The sequence below is a fragment of the Roseivirga sp. AWQ4_251 genome (assembly GCF_056158225.1).
In genome coordinates this window covers 543,015-559,645 of record NZ_JBSWSW010000001.1, presented here as the reverse complement: position 1 = coordinate 559,645, position 16,631 = coordinate 543,015, and the positions used below count along the sequence as shown (strand labels likewise).

Genomic DNA, 16,631 nt, shown 5'->3' with positions numbered 1-16,631 from the left:
GATTTTGCTAAGTGATATGTTTGGGTTGAAAGGCTTCATGTTCTTATTAGACCCGATTTACAGCCAAAGGGTTTAGATAAAGTTAAAGTTTTTTCAAATAAATTCTATATGCTCTACGTTACTAAAAACTTTCGGCAATGCAGAAAGCAAATCTGATGCCATCAATGACGTTTTCCCAACTTTTTTTGCCGCCATATCTCCGGCCCATCCATGAGCGAAAACACCTAGCATGGCCGCCTTTGAAGTTTCAATTCCTTGAGAAACCAAACCGGCCAAAACTCCGGTTAAAACATCACCACTTCCAGCAGTTGCCATTCCGGAATTGCCTGAACTATTGAAAAAGGCATCTCCATTCGGCATAGCTAAAACTGAATTCGCACCTTTAAGCACAATAATTAAGCCTCGAGTTTTAGCTACTTTTTTCATTTTCTCAATGCGCTGCAAACCGTTGTCATGATGCCCGAAAAGCCTGTGGAACTCCCCAACATGAGGCGTAAGAATAGAACCTTTCGGAACCAGCTCCAACATACCTCGTTCCGATGCAATAATATTCAAAGCATCAGCGTCTATTATCATAGGCTTGTTAAAAGATGTGAAGAGCTGCTTTAAAAGTTGTTTGGTTTTGGCATCAGTTCCCAAGCCGGGGCCAACTGCAATCGTATCGAACTCTTCTACTGAGTCAATCTCTGAGGAATGAAGTTCATCTTTATCCAAAGAAACCATGGCTTCGGGAAGCAAGCTTTGAAAAGCGGTGTAGCCAACTTTAGGCATGTGAACCGTTAAAAGTCCTGTCCCGGATTTCATCGCAGCCTTTGCAGAGAGGTACGCGGCTCCCATTTTCCCAGCACTTCCCGCTACAACCAAAAGCCTTCCGAAAGAACCTTTATGGTCAAACTTTTTTCTTTTAGGTAGAAAGCCAACTACATCTTCTTTCTCCAACATTGAATACATTGGCGATTCTTGTTTGAGAAAGTCAACATGCAAACCAATATCCACAGCCTTCCAATCTCCGAGAAACTTCCCCAACTCAGGGATTAGGAAAGTGAGTTTTGGCACTTGAAAAGTGATAGTATAATCGGCCTGAACAATTTGCCCAGACACATTCACTTTATCAGAAAATAACCCAGAAGGAATATCGACCGAAACCACAGGCACTTCTCTTTGATTAATCACCTGAATTACTTCTTCTGCCAAGCCTGTGGCTAACCGATTCAAACCACTTCCAAACAAAGAATCAACCACCAATTCATTACTCAATTTGAGTGTATTGATGTGCCTTATAATGTTAAGCGAGCCAAGAGATTCAAATCTCCGATAATTTTCGCGACAATCAGGCGAAAGCTTAGAGCCAAAATCGATGAGATGGCATGAAACTTTATAACCTTCATTAACCAATAAACGACCGATCGCAAAACCATCTCCCCCATTATTTCCTGGCCCACAAACTATATCAACAGACTTTATAGAAGAGAACTTCTCTACAAAGTCTTTCACAAAAGCATTTGCTGCTCTTTCCATCAAATCAATTGAAGAAATGGGCTCATGCTTAATAGTGTATTGGTCCCACGCTTTAATTTGTTCTGCGCTAAAAATGTTAATCATTGAAATCGAAGATATGGCTTCAATTTAATGATTTGGGCCGAATCGAATAGCGTGATTTTTAGTAAATCCCATGCATTGTCAAACTTGCCATACTTACTTTTTGCATTCATGATTTCTTTGGTCTGTTCGAAGGAAATATATGGATGGGCATTGATCTCTTTAAAGGTATTTACGTTCAAGTTTATTTGCTGAACTTCTACACTATCAGAAATGCTTAAGTGGGGTTTTATGGACTGAAATAGCGTATCATTTAAGTGATAAACTTCCGCCAGCTGGCCAATAGAAACAAAGCCTCCTAAGGCACGCCTATAATTTACAATTCTATTAGAAAAACCAGAACCAATCCCTTTTAGCTTCTTCCATTGGGTAGTATCAGCGGAGTTAATATCTAAAACAAAGAATTCCTCCTCTTCAATTTCCAAAGGCTCTAGCCCCCTTTCAACTTCCTTCTTCTCTACTTTTCTTGCAGCAGGACGATCTGATTTTTGTTTCAAAATCTTCTCAGGCAAATCAATAAAATCCTCCAAATCAGCATACTGCTGATCCGTTAAACCATAAATCTTGGCAAAATCTGATTTGACTTTAAAACTCCCTCCTGCTTGTCTGTACTTCTCAATTCTTTCTGCCAAAAAACTCGGCAAGCCTAATTCCTTAAACTCTTCAATAGAAGCTGAATTAGGATTGAAAACAAATGGCTTCACTTCATTAGATGCTGGTTTGAAGTTTTCTTTCTCAACAAAATTTTCATTCCAAGCTAAAAGCAAGCTGTCCAAAAGTTTCTTGTCAGAATTGAACTCTGTGTATTCTGTTCGGGTTAATCGTAGGTATATAGCCGGAGAGAAGAGTGTAAGAAGGGTGAGCGGCAAAAGAATCAAAAATCCGTTGATTTGGCTTTTAGGAAAGCCGAAATAGTCGCGGATAATTCGTTTCAAGGACTTCATGTAGATTTCGTCAAAATCAGTAAATTCAATTTATACAAATTATTATTCGTATAGAAATATTTACGATTGATTCTCCTACAAAAACCAAAACGCCATCAGAATCAAATCAGCTTGTTTAAACTGATTCTAAATAAGATAACATGATTTTGATCACTTTTTTTACACTTGGTTAGCAGCTATTTTTGCAAGGTCTAAGTATAATAGAGGAAAGGCGAAAGCTATGATGCAGGGTAAGTTCAGGGCAATTAGTTTATCTTATAAAAGAGCACCGGTTGAAATCAGAGAAATCATTTCGATCGATGAACAAAGTATAAAAGAAATTCTGGGTGAAATCGGGAGCATTCTCCCTCTTACGGAAGCTATAATTCTTTCTACCTGTAATCGCACAGAAATTTATTATTCTGCTGAAGACAATCTCGATCACCAAATCATCAAACTTATAGCCTTGAAAAAGGGCATTGATCATGTTGAAAACTATTTCGACTATTTCAATTCCTTTTTTGGACTTACAGCCGTAGAGCACTTATTCAGAGTTTCTTTAGGGCTAGAAGCACAAGTTGTAGGTGATTTGCAAATCTCTAATCAAGTAAAAAGAGCCTATCAATGGTCGGCCGATGCTCATTTGGCTGGTCCTTTTTTGCATAGGCTTATGCATACTATTTTCTTCAGCAACAAAAGAGTTGTTCAGGAAACGGCCTTCAGAGACGGAGCAGCAAGCGTTTCTTATGCTACCGCTGAATTGGTTCAGAACTTAGCACAAAATATTGTTGAACCGAAAGTTTTGGTTTTAGGCGTTGGCGAAATTGGTGCCGATGTTTGCAGACACTTGTCTGAAACCAACATTGAAGTAAGCATCTGCAATAGAACTCAATCGAAAGCCGAAGCTCTTGCTTTAGAATGTAACCACAGTGTCATTCCTTTCGAAGCCTTGAAGGCAGCAACCGAAAGTCACGACATCATCATTTCTTCAGTTTCTCACAAAACCCCAATCATCAACTTAGATCTTTTGGGAGAAGAACTGAATGGATTCAAGTTCTTTATAGATCTTTCAATACCAAGAAGTATTAGCCCTGAAGTTGGTGAACTTACTAACTCAACTCTCTTCAACATTGACGAGATTAATGACAAGGCTTCTGCGGCTGTAGCGAAAAGGAAAAAGGCCATTCCTCAAGTAGAGCAAATTATTGAAGAGGCTATTGAAGAGTTTCAAGATTGGTCAAAAGAAATGGAAGTTTCACCAACCATTCATAAACTCAAAGGTGCTTTGGAGCAAATCAGACAAGAAGAGCTAACCAAGCACTTAAAAAATGCTTCTCCTGAAATTCAGGAATTTGCCGAACGTTTTTCAAAAAGCATCACTCAAAAAATCATCAAATTACCTGTTTTACAATTAAAGGCAGCTTGTAAAAGAGGAGAAGCAGAAACGCTGATCGATGTTTTGAACGACCTTTTCGATCTAGAAAAAGAACCTGCTCAGAAATAAATCCCGTTGACATCAGTTCATACTTTAAATCCGCCTGATTTTGATTAAGCTTGCGGTTTAGAATAGTTTGCAACTCCACAAAATGCGTTTTTATTTCACCGCTCTCCTTTTCCTCTTTTCCCTTCAACTCGCTATTGCCAACGACTTCGAAACCTTTCGTCAAAACGGGAAATATGGACTGAAAAACACCATTACTGGAGAAGAAATTTTCGCTCCATTGTACGATGAAATCGGTTGGTCCCAAGGTGAATTCAAAGTTGTAAATGGACAAGTAGGCTTAAAACAAAACGAAAAATGGGCCTTAGCCGACATTACTGGTTCAAAAGTAACCCGTCATCACTATTCAAGCCTTTATCCATTCACTGAAAGCTTATTTATAGCTTCTAAACGGAGCAATTTTTCGATCTTAAATGAATACGGTGTACTCAACAACAAAGGAGATGAGGTTATCCCCATTTCTTACCAATGGGTAGAGCCGGTTGGAAGTGCGTTAATCGTTTCTAAAAAAAATGGAGCAAGAAGCCAATTTGGGGTTTTAAACAAAAATGGAAAATTCATCATTCCCTTAGAGTTTGAAAAAATTGAAAAGCTTGATAATCAAACGTTATCCGTTCAAGATCAAAAAGGACTTTCGGCACTTTACACCCTTCAAGGAAAGCAAATATCTGACTTTCTATACGAAACCATTTTGCGTTATGATGACAAAAACTTTAAGGTCAAATATTTCAACAAAGAAGGATTGATCGACAATAAGGGAGAGATTATTATTCCTCCTCAGTACAAATCTATTTCTCTCAAAGATGGAAAAGCTCAAGTATTACCTTTTCCTAAATGGAGCATGTTTTCTTCGGAAAATGGAGAAGAAAGAACACTAAATTTTGATCAAGTATGGCCTTTCAAAAATGGTCGTTTGGCCGTTCAAACGAACGAAAATGCTGGCATTATTGATCAGAAAAACGACTATATTTTCTACAGAAAGGAAGTCAGGATAAAACATGTTTCAGATCCATTTATCGCATTAGAATCTAATCAGCTTCAAGGTGCTATTACAGTTGAAGGCAAAACTATACTCCCCTTTCAATATGATTCCATTCAGTTTTTTGATCAGGCCATTTTCGCTAGGATGAATACCGAATGGCAGGCCTTCGATTTAAACGGAAAGCGAATCGGCTTGCAAAGTTACCACTCCATAGAAGAGCAAACAGACGGCACTTTTCTCGCTTCTAAAAACGATAGAAAGGGCATTTTGAATGCTGAAGGCATAGAACAAACTCCTTTTATATTTACCGAAATTGGCCATTTCAAAAATGGATTGGCCGTTGCTTCTTACCAAGGAAATCAAGGTGTAATTAAACAAAATGGAAACTGGGCCATAACACCTTATAAAGATTCCATCACCATTGTTGACGATCGAATTTACTATCAGCAAGGAAGCGATTTCGGAGTTTATGACCTTCTTGAGTATCAACTTATGAGAAGCGACTTTCCAATTCAACCAATGTTGAACACCTTCTCTGTTAAAACGAATAACGGCTTCAATCTATATTCCAAAAATGCGGCATTAATCCTGGAAGAAACTTACGACTTAATCTATCAGATTAATGAGGAAATGATCGTACTGAAATCAAAAAAACGATTTGAGTTGTACAATCTAGAAACAGGAGAAAAACACAAACTATCTAGCCACACTCAAAACATTAGAGCTGCTTCAGAAGATTTTATTTCGGCCAAAATGGATAGTGTTTGGGGGTTTGTTTCCAAAAGAGGTTTACTTTCCATAGCCAATCGCTACACTGAAGCTAAAGAGTTTTCCGAAGGTTTTTGTGCTGTAAAACTTAACGGAGGTTGGGGTTTTATAGATAAAAGAGATGAAATAGCAGTCCAACCAATTTTCGATAAAGTAGATTCGTTTAAAAACGGACTTGCAGTTGTTGTGAAAACTGGAAAATCAGGGCTTATCAATATTCACGATGAGTTTATTTTAGACCCGATTTATACCGTTCTGGAAAGACACGAAAATTACATTCTGCTTAAAACAGAGAAAGGATATGGCCTATCGAACGCCACGGGAGCTTTGATAAGAACGCCTCAATTTGAAAGTATTTCTACCCAAGATGGTATTCACTTTAAAATCAGCAGAAAGGGTAAAGAAGGGGTGATAAATATTTCTGGAGTAGACACCGTACCTATCAGTTTTGAAAAAGTAATTCAAATAGGCAGTACATTTTTAGGCTTGGAATCTCAACAATGGCAAGCTTATAAAAAGCCATAAAAAAGGTCGATCCATTTCTGAATCGACCTTTCTATAAGAGTTAAACTCTAATTATTTTTTATTCTTTCCGTCATCAGATTTTCTTCTTCCCGCCCCCTTTTGCTCAGGGTTCGCGATGGATTCCCTCATATCCGTGTCCGCTTGAATGTTCTGCATTTTATAGTAATCCATAACGCCAAGGTTTCCACTTCTAAAGGCATCCGCCAAAGCTTTTGGCACCTCTGCTTCAGCTAAAATTACCTTAGCCCTAGCTTCCTGAGACTTCGCTTTCATTTCTTGTTCTTCGGCAACCGCCATGGCTCTTCTCTCTTCCGCTTTAGCTTCAGCAACTTTCAAGTCAGCTTGCGCCTGATCGGTCTGCAATTGTGCTCCAATGTTGGCTCCAACGTCAACATCCGCAATATCAATAGAAAGAATCTCGAAAGCCGTACCTGCGTCCAAGCCACGCTGCAAAACGAGTTTTGAAATTTTATCTGGGTTCTCAAGAACTTCCTTATGAGAATTTGCCGAACCGATTGAGGTTACAATTCCCTCTCCTACTCTTGCAAGAATTGTATCTTCACCAGCTCCCCCCACTAACTGTTGGATGTTCGCCCTTACCGTAACCCTTGCAATTGCAATTAACTGAATACCATCCGCGGCAACCGCTGCTACTTTTGGTGTAGTGATTACCTTTGGATTTACCGAAATCTGAACCGCTTCAAATACATCTCTACCTGCCAAATCAATAGCTGTAGCTTGTTTGAAGTCTAGATTAATATTGGCTTTATCCGCAGAAATAAGGGCTTTAATTACAGAAGGAACATTTCCGCCTGCCAGGTAGTGCGTTTCGAGTTCCACAGTAGTTACTTCTAACCCAGCCTTAGTTGCAGTAATCATGGCGTCTACCACAATTCTTGGCGGAACCTTTCTTATTCTCATGAAAACCAACTCTAGAAGTCCAACACGAACGCCTGAAAATTGAGCTGTTATCCAAAGATTTACTGGAACAAAATAAAGGAAGACGAAAAGTAAAATGATTGCACCAGCAACCAAAATCAAGGTCATGTATTCCTGCATAACTAATTTTTAAATATTTCTACGATGATTTTATTTCCTAATATTCTAGTGATTTTGACAGTACTTCCTGACTTAATCAAATGGCCAGCAGAAGTTACTTCATAGACTTTTTCGTTAAATTCAGCCTTACCAATAGGTTTCAAATCCGAAACCGCTTGCCCAATCATTTCTAATTCTAGGCTTGAAAAATAGCCCTCATTTACCTTCGATTTGTTGGTTCCCTTTAACGAAAACTTCTCCCACGACTTCGATCGAAAACTCATTATGACAGCAACCACAGTAATGAGAGCAGAACCTGCTAAAACCCAATTACCAGAGGTATCTCCATGCTGATCGTAAGTAAGGTAAATTCCAGCGCCAGTTAGCACCAATCCCGCAATTCCAAAAATGGTTGTTCCAGAAATAAAAATAAGCTCGAGGTAAATCAGAAGCAGACCTACAAGTATTAAAAAAACAATCAAAAACCACTCTTGCATTTGGCTAAATTAGATTGGCTCAATATACCAATATTTGTGGATTTGAAAGAAAATGGTTCGACTAAGATGGAAATACTACAAAAGTAAATCCCATCATAATCGAACCATTTAATGCTATGAATTAATATGCTTTAGCGAAAAGAACTCTTCCTTTAGAAGGTTTGCCCGAATAAATACAAACGCCATCCTCAGCCACTTGATCGATAGGAATGCATCGAATTGTAGCTTTAGTTTCGTCTTTGATTTTTTCTTCGGTTTCAGCTGTACCATCCCAATGGGCAGCTACAAAACCGCCCTTTCCATCCAACACCTCTTTAAATTCCTCGTATGAATTTACCTCTGTGGTGTTCTCTGTTCTAAAATCCATCGCCTTATTGAATATGTTCGATTGAATATCATCAAGAAGCGCCACAACTTTAGCGGTAAGGTCATTTTCTAAACTAAAAACCTCCTTCACACCAGTATCTCTTCTTGCTATTTCTACGGAATTGTTCTCCAAATCCTTAGGCCCCATAGCCAATCGAACTGGAACTCCTTTCAATTCCCATTCGGCAAATTTAAAGCCTGGCTTATGTGTGTCTCGATCGTCAAATCTAACCGTAACACCTTGTGCTCGAAGCGCCTTAACAATGCTATTTACTTTTTCTGCAATTTGAGCAAGTTGCTCTTCTCCTTTATAAATAGGCACAATAACTACCTGAATTGGAGCTAATTTTGGAGGTAAAACCAATCCTTGATCATCGGAGTGAGCCATAATTAAAGCTCCCATAAGCCTTGTACTTACACCCCAAGAAGTTCCCCAAACCATATCCAGTTTACCTTCTTTATTAGTGAATTTCACATCAAATGCTTTCGCAAAGTTTTGGCCCAAGAAGTGAGATGTACCAGCCTGAAGTGCTTTTCCATCTTGCATGAGCGCCTCTATACAGTAAGTCTCCAATGCTCCGGCAAAACGCTCACTTTCAGATTTCACTCCTTTTACCACAGGCACTGCCATATATTTTTCGGCAAATTCTGCGTAAACATTCATCATTTGAACCAACTCATCAATTGCTTCTTGTTTGGTAGCATGTGCCGTATGACCTTCTTGCCAAAGAAACTCAGCCGTTCTTAAAAACAAGCGAGTTCTCATTTCCCAACGAACCACGTTAGCCCATTGATTCACAAGAATTGGGAGATCTCTATAAGACTGTACCCAGTTCTTGTAAGTACTCCAAATCACGGTTTCTGAAGTTGGTCTAACGATCAATTCTTCTTCTAGCTTAGCTTCTGGATCAACCACAACGCCATTACCATCTGGATCATTCTTAAGGCGATAATGCGTTACCACGGCACATTCTTTGGCAAAACCTTCAACGTGATCAGCTTCTTTACTCAAGTAAGACTTGGGTATAAACAAAGGGAAATAAGCATTGGTGTGGCCTGTTTCTTTAAACATCGTATCGAGTTGGGCTTGCATTTTCTCCCAGATGGAATAACCATAGGGTTTGATCACCATGCAACCACGAACTGCGGAATTTTCCGCTAAATCAGCCTTTTTCACTAATTCATTGTACCACAACGAATAATCTTCACTTCTTTTTGGTAATCCTTTGCTCATATCGCTTCTTTGGTATGAATCTTGTTTGTTAACGGGTGTTAAAATAGTTGAAAACAAAGATATGTGATTCGATTATTTTATCGACCAATTTTGAGAAATACACGTTAACTTAAACAGTCAGAAAGGAAGAAAGATGAAAAACAGAGAATACCTCCGATTATTATTGGCACCACTCAGCATGTTGACTGTGTTTGCATGTTCTCCAAATCAATTTCAACAGACCAAAGAATACGATGACATTTACTTTCAGTCATCGGACAGGGTGCAAAAGCCCACTATTATTGAATCGACCGAACAGGTTTCTTCGCCAAGCGAAAAAACATATTCTTTGGGCGATTATTCGTCAGAGCAGGTCAATGCGGAAATTGTAAGTAAGTATAACAATACAACCACTCCTACTTCCAACGACATAGTTTATTATGAAGAAGGCCCTAGAGTTAAAAAGGCCTCAGACTTAAACTATGATGACTTTGTTTATGATTACGAAAACGAAAACCTTCTCTATTATGAACTTCCATTAGATTGGAATTCTGATTGGGACAGAAACAGTTTCAATAGCCTAATGGTCAATGACTACCAGTTTCAGTTAGCATGGTACGAGCAGTATTATCTTAATAGTGATTCCAGAATGAACAGCTACTTATCTGGAAGATATGGTAGAAGATTCAATTCATTCACTTCTCCAAGAGTTGGTATCGACATTAACTTCGCTACATTTTCTCCATCTCCATTCTACTTTGGTTCAGGAATGACCTACGTTAACTTAAACAGATGGGGAACTTACGATCCATTCTGGTCTCCTATTTATGATCCATTCTGGGGATACAACAGTTATTACTATCCTTCTTCTTTCTATTATACGTCAATTGGCTTTGGAAGACCTTGGAGATATAATCGTTGGGGTTATGGCAGCTATAGAGTTTATAATAACTACAATTATTATGGCGATGTATACCAGGGCAACTATAGAGCAGGAAACAGAACTTATACACGTTCGGGAAGATTAAGCTCTACTTCAGTGTCTAGCGTAAGATCAGATGCTTTAAGAGGTAGTTCTTCACCAAGCACGAGATCGGGAAGGATTTCTAGCACTGCGAACACTAGAAGCAGCAGCAGAATAGCCAACAGTTCTTTAAGTTCTGTAAGAGGAGCAAGAAGTAGTTCTGCCACAATTTCACCAAGCAGAAGTTCAAGAGCGAGAACAAGCTCATATAGCTATAGCAATGTGTCTCCATCTAGAAGTTCTAGTGCGGTAAGAAATGGATATACTTCAGGAAGAGTTTCCACCCCTTCAAGATCAAGTTCAGCAAGATCGTCTAACACTTTGTTCTCTAGATCAAGTTCAGCGCGTACTTCAACTGTTAATAGGAGTACTGGAAGAAGCTCAAGTGCGGTATTCACCAATTCGGGAAGAGGAACTACAAATTCTAGAAGTAGTTATTCTAGAGGGACTTCAAACACAAGAGGCACTTATACAAGAGGAAACACTTCTTCTAGTGGAAGAACAGGCTCTGTAAATAGAAGTACCAGTTCATCTCGTTCATCATCAGGTTCTGTAGGAAGATCGTCTACTGGAGGAAGTTCTAGGTCATCTTCAACTGGTTCATCTCGTGGTTCTACAGGTTCAACAAGATCAAGTTCTAGTAGAGGAGGAAGAGGAAACTAATCGGCCCAATAGCAAAAACTCTAAAAGTAAAATGAAATTTAATTTAAAGCTTATCATAATAAGCCTGGGCTTGGTTTGCCTAAGCAAGGTAGCTACAGCTCAGGTGCAAGAAGGTTCTTACGGGTATTATAACGATGCCCTGAGATACAGCCAGTTTCAAAGTTTTGGGTCTGCTCGATTTGCAGCCTTGGCAGGTTCGGGTTCGGCTCTTGGTGGAGACATTAGTTCCGCCATTTTAAACCCCGCAGGTTTGGGAGTTTTCAATCGTTCGCAGTTTGTGTTCACCCCTAGCTTCACAAATCTTCAAACTGAAGGAAATGCGTTTGGGCAATCTCCAAATGACGAAGCTTCTAAGTTTACGATAGGAAATATTGGTGTGGTCATCAATTTCAATAAAGGCGACCTTGTTCCTGGGACTTTCCGTGGCGGATCATTGGCCATTAGTTACAATAGGTTAAATGATTTCAGCAGAAACGTTTTAATCAACGGATACAATGGAGATAATTCCATTATTGACGCTATGCTTGAGCAGGCTGACGGTTATTATCCAGAAGAACTTAATGGCATTTCTCAAGTGGGGTACGATCATTATTTGATTAATCCAGACCCTGCTGATGAAACTTATTACAACTCCCCTATCCTTTCATACCCTAACCAAACTGAGCAACTCCGCACCAAAGGGTATATGGATCAAATCAATATAGCCTACGGTACAAACTTTGATGACAAAGTCTATCTCGGAGCAGGAGTTGGTGTTGTTACCGCTAATTATTCTAACAGCAGAATTTACACAGAGCAGTTTCAAAACGAACCTCTTTCCTCCTTTCAGATTGATGAAAGACTTGACGTAAATGGCTCGGGTGTTAATTTCAACATCGGTACAATCATTCGACCAACGGACTTCATTCGAGTGGGCGTTTCCTATACCACGCCAACCTATTTCAGTTTTGATGAAGAAAGTGACGCCATATACAATTCTCAATGGAATAATTATGACGTTTCTACCTTCAAAGCGGACAATGGAGATCGCCTAATTTTAGAAGATACCGTTTTGAACGATTTGCAATCAGCTACAGATATTTACTACTCTACTTTCAACCTGAGAACTCCGGCACGGCTTAATGCGGGAATTGGGTTTATCATTGGAAAATGGGGTTTCCTTTCTGCAGACATAGAGCATTTGAATTATGCTAAAGCCAATGTCTCTTCTAGCGACTTTTATACTGGCGATGACAATCAGACCATTGAAAACATATACAACTCGGTTACAAATTTCAGAATTGGTGGTGAATTGAGATATGAAATATTCCGATTAAGACTTGGATACGCTGGAGAAGCCGATCCGTACAAAGCCAATTTTGACGATGTGACACTCAAAAGATCGAAGAAAACGATGAGTGCGGGTGTCGGTATCAATATGGGTAAATACTATTTCGATTTGGCCGTAGTAAATACCAAGTACGACCAATCGTTCCGAAGCTACAGAATGTATGACAACAGTCAATCTCCTTTAGCAATCATCAACCATAACTTGACAAGTGCTAGATTGACATTTGGATTGAACTTCTAAAGATAAAATTCAAAAACTAAGACTTGAGGCAACCTTATCCAGCGTGATTTGGTTGTCTTTTATTTTTACTTCAGCCTGATTGTAATATTCCAAACGCTTATCTGCCAACACCCTGATCTCTTGAATTAAATCCTGATGATCATAGCTTTTAAACAAAGGCCTGTTCTCTACGCCTTGGTCCATAATTCTCAAAGCCAAATCTCCTGGGTTTACATCAAGAAATACCGTAACCCCACTTTCATTCATAAAATCCATATTGAAATGGAAACAAGGTGTTCCACCACCAGTTGCCAACACAAATTCATCATGAGCAACTCCTACATTTCGTAAAGTTTCACTTTCAAGAATTCTAAAATTGCCTTCCCCTTGGGAACTGAAATATTCAGGAATGGACATCCCAGCTTCCTTTTCAATTTCACTGTCCAAATCGATAAAAGGAATTGAAAGGTGTTCAGCGAGTTGTTTGCCTAAAGTAGACTTACCTGAACCTGGAAGCCCGAGCAAATATATTCTCTTGCTCAAATTCATTATCTGAAGTTCGATAATAGCTCACTTGCTGAAGGTACATCATTGTAGTGCCACTTTTTCAACACCGTACCATTGTCGAGCAGAACCAGTCCTGGATTGGAACGAATCATCGTTTTCAATAATGTAGCATCAGAATACACATAATTAGTTGCCAATTGCACTTCATGGCGAAGGGCTTCAAACTGCGATCCACTAGATGATGTTACTGCGATCACCTCCACATCGTGATCCACAGCAGAAACCAATGAAGTTATATCCACATAGGCGGAAATATCTGTTTTTTCTACATCGTGAACGATCACCAATAGTTTTCTGCCTGTTAAAATATTCTGAGTTTCGTCATCTGTATCGCTCCACATTGCAAAGTTGGTGATTTTAGGCACTTGCATTGGATCGTTGGCTGGAGGTAGCATTTCGGTTGGAATATGAGTCCCTTCTTTATAAGCTCTAAAATCAATAAACGGCAAATGAGCAATCGCCAATAAGGATACAGTCAAACAGAACACCACTCCCACTCCAAGCACGATAGACTTTGGCTTCAATCCTTCCTTAATCTCATTCTTCTTTCTATTTAAGAAAAGAACCAAAATGAGCACTAACAGAATAATATCCTTTGTGAAAGACTGCCATGGAGTAAGCTTAATGGCATCGCCAAAACAGCCACAATCGGTCACCTTATTGAAATATGCTGAATAAAAGGTCAAGAAGGTGAAAAACACGATCAACGCCAGCAGCAAACTTGTGGTTAATTTCTCTTTATACTTCAGTAAAATGGCCAGCCCCAAAACGATTTCTAGAGTTGATAGAAAAACGGATAGGAAAAGAGAGGCAGGTTTTAAAGCATTAAAAAACGAGGCGATGTCCACCGAAAAAACGGTAAAGTATTCCTCCAATTTAATTTGTGTACCTACAGGATCGTTTATTTTAATCAGGCCAGAAAAAATGAAAAGCCCTCCTACTAAATATCTGGAAATCTTGGTTAGTAATTTCATATTATTGTTGCTGAGCAAAGCCCATTAGTATCAGACAAAACACTGCATAATTGATCATATCTTGATAATTAGCGTCTATTCCTTCGGAAATGATCGTTTGGCCTTGGTTATCTTCAATTTGCTTTACCCTTAAAAGCTTCATCAAAACAATGTCGGTCATGGAACTTACCCGCATGTCTCGCCATGCTTCGCCATAGTCGTGGTTCTTGTCCATTAACAATCCCAAAGTAGATTCTACCTTCTGATTATATAAAGGCTCCAAGGTTTCTACTGGCAATTCAAAAGGATCGTTTTCAGTAAGTTCCATTTGAATCAAGGCAATCACGCAGTAGTTTATAATTCCGATGAATTCTCCTGTAATATCATCTTCCACTTTCTGGCTTCCTTTATTCTGAATACTTTGAATTCGTTTAGCCTTAATAAAAATCTGATCGGTAATCGATGGCAACCTCAGTATTCTCCAAGCTGTTCCGTAATCCTTCGTTTTCTTCAAGAATATGTCTTTACAGGCCTCTATAACTTGCTTATATTCGCCTACCGTTTGCTCCTCCAAAATTGTGTGATTTTAAATACTACAGGGAATTATTGAAGGCGAAAGATAAAATATTTCAAGTTAAAAAAACATTGAACCTAAAGGGAAATCTGGTTTCACTAGAAGAGCCTAAGGTTATGGGAATCCTAAACATTACCCCCGATAGCTTTTTTTCGGGGAGCAGAAAAAACGGAGACCACGAAATTCTTTCAGCAGCCGAAAAAATGCTAGAGGATGGCGCCTTCATTTTAGACGTTGGTGGATATTCATCGCGGCCTGGCGCTGCAGAAGTTTCCGAAAAAGAGGAGCGAGAAAGAGTAACCAAAGCCATTAACCTTATTGTCAGCCAGTTTCCCGAAGTTTATATTTCCGTAGATACCTTCCGAAGCGCTGTAGCGAAAGCGGCAATAGATTCAGGAGCTTCAATCATCAACGATATTTCAGGAGGAACTTTAGATCGCAACATGTTTTCTACCGTAGCCCAGCTCAATGTGCCCTATATTTTAATGCACATGCGCGGCACACCACAAAATATGGCCGCGGAAACTCAGTACGATAATTTATTGAAAGAAATCACAATTTATTTCGTAGAAAAAATAAACCAACTGCGCATTCTCGGAGTAAATGATATAGTGATTGACCCCGGCTTTGGTTTTGCCAAGCAAACCACCCAAAACTATGAGATTTTGCAGAATTTGGCTTACTTTCAATGTTTAGGACTACCTTTGCTGGCAGGGCTTTCCAGAAAATCAATGATCTACAAAACTTTGGATATTTTACCGGAAGATGCGCTGAATGGAACCACAGCTTTAAACATGGCCGCCTTAATGAATGGAGCTTCCATTTTGAGGGTTCACGATGTAAAAGCAGCAGTAGAAACAGTTAAATTATTTAAGGCGACTTTCCCTTGATATACGCTTTTAAAATAGGATTTCTTGACGTACGATGGGTCGACATCGTTGATATCCTGCTGGTCAGTGTGCTGCTTTATCAAGTATACAAGTTGCTTAAAGGCAGTGTAGCGGTACAAGTCCTAGTAGGCTTTCTCTCCTTATACCTTATTTATTTGGTGGTTCGAGCTGCCCAAATGGAATTGCTAGCCGGAATTTTAGGTCAATTTATGGGCGTTGGAGTTTTGGCGGCCATCATTATTTTCTCTCAAGAAATTCGCAAGTTCTTGTTGATTCTAGGCAAAACCACTTTTCGGCAAGATGGCCTTTTAGAAAATCTATTCATTTGGAAAAAGAAAAGGCCTAAAGTAAACATGAATATTACCGCGGTAATTGAAGCGGCTAAAAGTCTTTCTGGCTCCAATACTGGGGCTTTAATGGTTTTCTCCAGAAATACAGAATTAAAATTTTACGCAGATTCGGGTGATCTTTTAGAAGCCCTTATCTCAAAAAGGCTGCTGATTTCGATTTTCAATAAGTACAGCCCACTTCACGATGGCGCTGTAATTTTATACAACGGCAAAATCAAAGCTGCCCGTTGCCTTTTACCAGTGAGCGAAAGAGACAATCTGCCAGCACAATATGGCCTGAGGCACCGAGCTGCCTTGGGAATGTCCGAAGCTACCGACACATTAATTCTTATTATCTCTGAAGAAACCGGGCAAATGTCACTGGCCCGAAACGGGCGCATAGACAACAACCTTTCGGGAGCAGAAATCAGAAAGCGCTTAAACAATTACCTAAATGAAGAGGAAATCGCCACCTCTGAAGAGGAACAAAAAGGGAATTTAGAAGTAGCTTCTTAGCTAAACTCTTATCTCCACTCAAATCGTAGCGTCTCGCTGCGACTTCTCCAAAACACCAATGAATTAAACCCTTTTCAATTCAACCAATCTTCAATTTCACGGGCTCAGGCAAAGACCAGTGTGTTATGTTTTACAGACTGTGGTCTCAGCGAGA

At 39.3% G+C, this 16,631-nt stretch carries 14 protein-coding genes; 6 read left to right on the top strand and 8 right to left on the bottom strand.

The window, feature by feature from the left end; all coding sequences use genetic code 11:
* Window positions 1–93 precede the first annotated feature (93 nt).
* Together ACXACJ_RS02575 and ACXACJ_RS02570 are read right to left on the bottom strand one after the other, a co-directional pair.
* A complete protein-coding gene (locus ACXACJ_RS02575) occupies window positions 94–1,602 on the bottom strand; it encodes an NAD(P)H-hydrate dehydratase (RefSeq protein ID WP_475132704.1) in 1,509 nt (502 codons plus the stop codon).
* The gene (locus ACXACJ_RS02570) at window positions 1,599–2,543 is read right to left on the bottom strand and encodes a helix-hairpin-helix domain-containing protein (RefSeq protein ID WP_475132703.1); all 945 of its coding nucleotides are present in this window, start codon (window positions 2,541–2,543) and stop codon (window positions 1,599–1,601) included. Before ACXACJ_RS02570 ends, ACXACJ_RS02575 begins: the two co-directional genes overlap by 4 nt.
* Before the next feature lie 220 nt (window positions 2,544–2,763).
* On the opposite strand from ACXACJ_RS02570, the gene hemA reads away from it, so the two are divergent.
* Together hemA and ACXACJ_RS02560 are read left to right on the top strand one after the other, a co-directional pair.
* Complete coding sequence (hemA, locus tag ACXACJ_RS02565; protein WP_475132702.1) at window positions 2,764–4,026, top strand: glutamyl-tRNA reductase; 1,263 nt, start codon at window positions 2,764–2,766, stop codon at window positions 4,024–4,026.
* A gap of 82 nt (window positions 4,027–4,108) precedes the next feature.
* Complete coding sequence (locus ACXACJ_RS02560; RefSeq protein ID WP_475132701.1) at window positions 4,109–6,298, top strand: WG repeat-containing protein; 2,190 nt, start codon at window positions 4,109–4,111, stop codon at window positions 6,296–6,298.
* 51 nt (window positions 6,299–6,349) lie between these two features.
* Here the strand turns inward: ACXACJ_RS02560 and floA are convergent, their stop codons facing one another.
* The 3 genes from floA to proS all read right to left on the bottom strand — a co-directional run bounded on the left by floA (window position 6,350) and on the right by proS (window position 9,433).
* The gene (gene floA, locus ACXACJ_RS02555) at window positions 6,350–7,357 is read right to left on the bottom strand and encodes a flotillin-like protein FloA (RefSeq protein WP_475132700.1); all 1,008 of its coding nucleotides are present in this window, start codon (window positions 7,355–7,357) and stop codon (window positions 6,350–6,352) included.
* A 2-nt stretch (window positions 7,358–7,359) separates the two neighbouring features.
* On the bottom strand, window positions 7,360–7,833 hold the full coding sequence (locus ACXACJ_RS02550; protein WP_475132699.1) for an NfeD family protein: 474 nt from the start codon (window positions 7,831–7,833) through the stop codon (window positions 7,360–7,362).
* 121 nt (window positions 7,834–7,954) lie between these two features.
* Window positions 7,955–9,433, bottom strand: coding sequence for a proline--tRNA ligase (proS, locus tag ACXACJ_RS02545; protein ID WP_475132698.1), 1,479 nt, complete (start codon window positions 9,431–9,433; stop codon window positions 7,955–7,957).
* Between the two features lie 133 nt (window positions 9,434–9,566).
* On the opposite strand from proS, the gene ACXACJ_RS02540 reads away from it, so the two are divergent.
* Together ACXACJ_RS02540 and ACXACJ_RS02535 are read left to right on the top strand one after the other, a co-directional pair.
* A complete protein-coding gene (locus ACXACJ_RS02540) occupies window positions 9,567–11,099 on the top strand; it encodes a hypothetical protein (RefSeq protein WP_475132697.1) in 1,533 nt (510 codons plus the stop codon).
* A 31-nt stretch (window positions 11,100–11,130) separates the two neighbouring features.
* Window positions 11,131–12,669 carry an OmpP1/FadL family transporter gene (locus tag ACXACJ_RS02535; RefSeq protein ID WP_475132696.1) on the top strand — a complete coding sequence of 513 codons (1,539 nt, stop codon included), beginning with the start codon at window positions 11,131–11,133 and terminating at the stop codon, window positions 12,667–12,669.
* A gap of 9 nt (window positions 12,670–12,678) precedes the next feature.
* Here ACXACJ_RS02535 and ACXACJ_RS02530 read toward each other — a convergent pair whose 3' ends face one another.
* The 3 genes from ACXACJ_RS02530 to ACXACJ_RS02520 are packed head-to-tail and all read right to left on the bottom strand — an operon-like array spanning window position 12,679 to window position 14,742.
* Window positions 12,679–13,191 (bottom strand): shikimate kinase, encoded by a 513-nt coding sequence (locus tag ACXACJ_RS02530; protein ID WP_475132695.1) that lies wholly within the window; start codon window positions 13,189–13,191, stop codon window positions 12,679–12,681.
* 5 nt (window positions 13,192–13,196) lie between these two features.
* Window positions 13,197–14,189 (bottom strand): MauE/DoxX family redox-associated membrane protein, encoded by a 993-nt coding sequence (locus tag ACXACJ_RS02525; protein ID WP_475132694.1) that lies wholly within the window; start codon window positions 14,187–14,189, stop codon window positions 13,197–13,199.
* A gap of 1 nt (window position 14,190) precedes the next feature.
* Window positions 14,191–14,742 carry a DUF1599 domain-containing protein gene (locus tag ACXACJ_RS02520; RefSeq protein ID WP_475132692.1) on the bottom strand — a complete coding sequence of 184 codons (552 nt, stop codon included), beginning with the start codon at window positions 14,740–14,742 and terminating at the stop codon, window positions 14,191–14,193.
* Window positions 14,743–14,858: 116 nt separating this feature from the next.
* Between ACXACJ_RS02520 and folP the strand changes: the two genes are divergently transcribed.
* Both folP and cdaA read left to right on the top strand, forming a co-directional pair.
* Window positions 14,859–15,632, top strand: a complete 774-nt coding sequence (gene folP / locus ACXACJ_RS02515; RefSeq protein WP_475132691.1) for a dihydropteroate synthase — start codon at window positions 14,859–14,861, stop codon at window positions 15,630–15,632.
* Window positions 15,629–16,477, top strand: coding sequence for a diadenylate cyclase CdaA (cdaA, locus tag ACXACJ_RS02510; RefSeq protein WP_475132690.1), 849 nt, complete (start codon window positions 15,629–15,631; stop codon window positions 16,475–16,477). Before folP ends, cdaA begins: the two co-directional genes overlap by 4 nt.
* Window positions 16,478–16,631 lie beyond the last annotated feature (154 nt).

Coding starts and splice junctions, on each gene's coding strand:
- ACXACJ_RS02540 (WP_475132697.1), top strand. CDS start 9,567: ATGAAAAACAGAGAATACCTCCGATTATTATTGGCACCACTCAGCATG.
- ACXACJ_RS02525 (WP_475132694.1), bottom strand. CDS start 14,189: ATGAAATTACTAACCAAGATTTCCAGATATTTAGTAGGAGGGCTTTTC.
- floA (WP_475132700.1), bottom strand. CDS start 7,357: ATGCAGGAATACATGACCTTGATTTTGGTTGCTGGTGCAATCATTTTA.
- ACXACJ_RS02550 (WP_475132699.1), bottom strand. CDS start 7,833: ATGCAAGAGTGGTTTTTGATTGTTTTTTTAATACTTGTAGGTCTGCTT.
- hemA (WP_475132702.1), top strand. CDS start 2,764: ATGATGCAGGGTAAGTTCAGGGCAATTAGTTTATCTTATAAAAGAGCA.
- proS (WP_475132698.1), bottom strand. CDS start 9,433: ATGAGCAAAGGATTACCAAAAAGAAGTGAAGATTATTCGTTGTGGTAC.
- ACXACJ_RS02535 (WP_475132696.1), top strand. CDS start 11,131: ATGAAATTTAATTTAAAGCTTATCATAATAAGCCTGGGCTTGGTTTGC.
- folP (WP_475132691.1), top strand. CDS start 14,859: ATGGGAATCCTAAACATTACCCCCGATAGCTTTTTTTCGGGGAGCAGA.
- ACXACJ_RS02570 (WP_475132703.1), bottom strand. CDS start 2,543: ATGAAGTCCTTGAAACGAATTATCCGCGACTATTTCGGCTTTCCTAAA.
- ACXACJ_RS02575 (WP_475132704.1), bottom strand. CDS start 1,602: ATGATTAACATTTTTAGCGCAGAACAAATTAAAGCGTGGGACCAATAC.
- ACXACJ_RS02560 (WP_475132701.1), top strand. CDS start 4,109: ATGCGTTTTTATTTCACCGCTCTCCTTTTCCTCTTTTCCCTTCAACTC.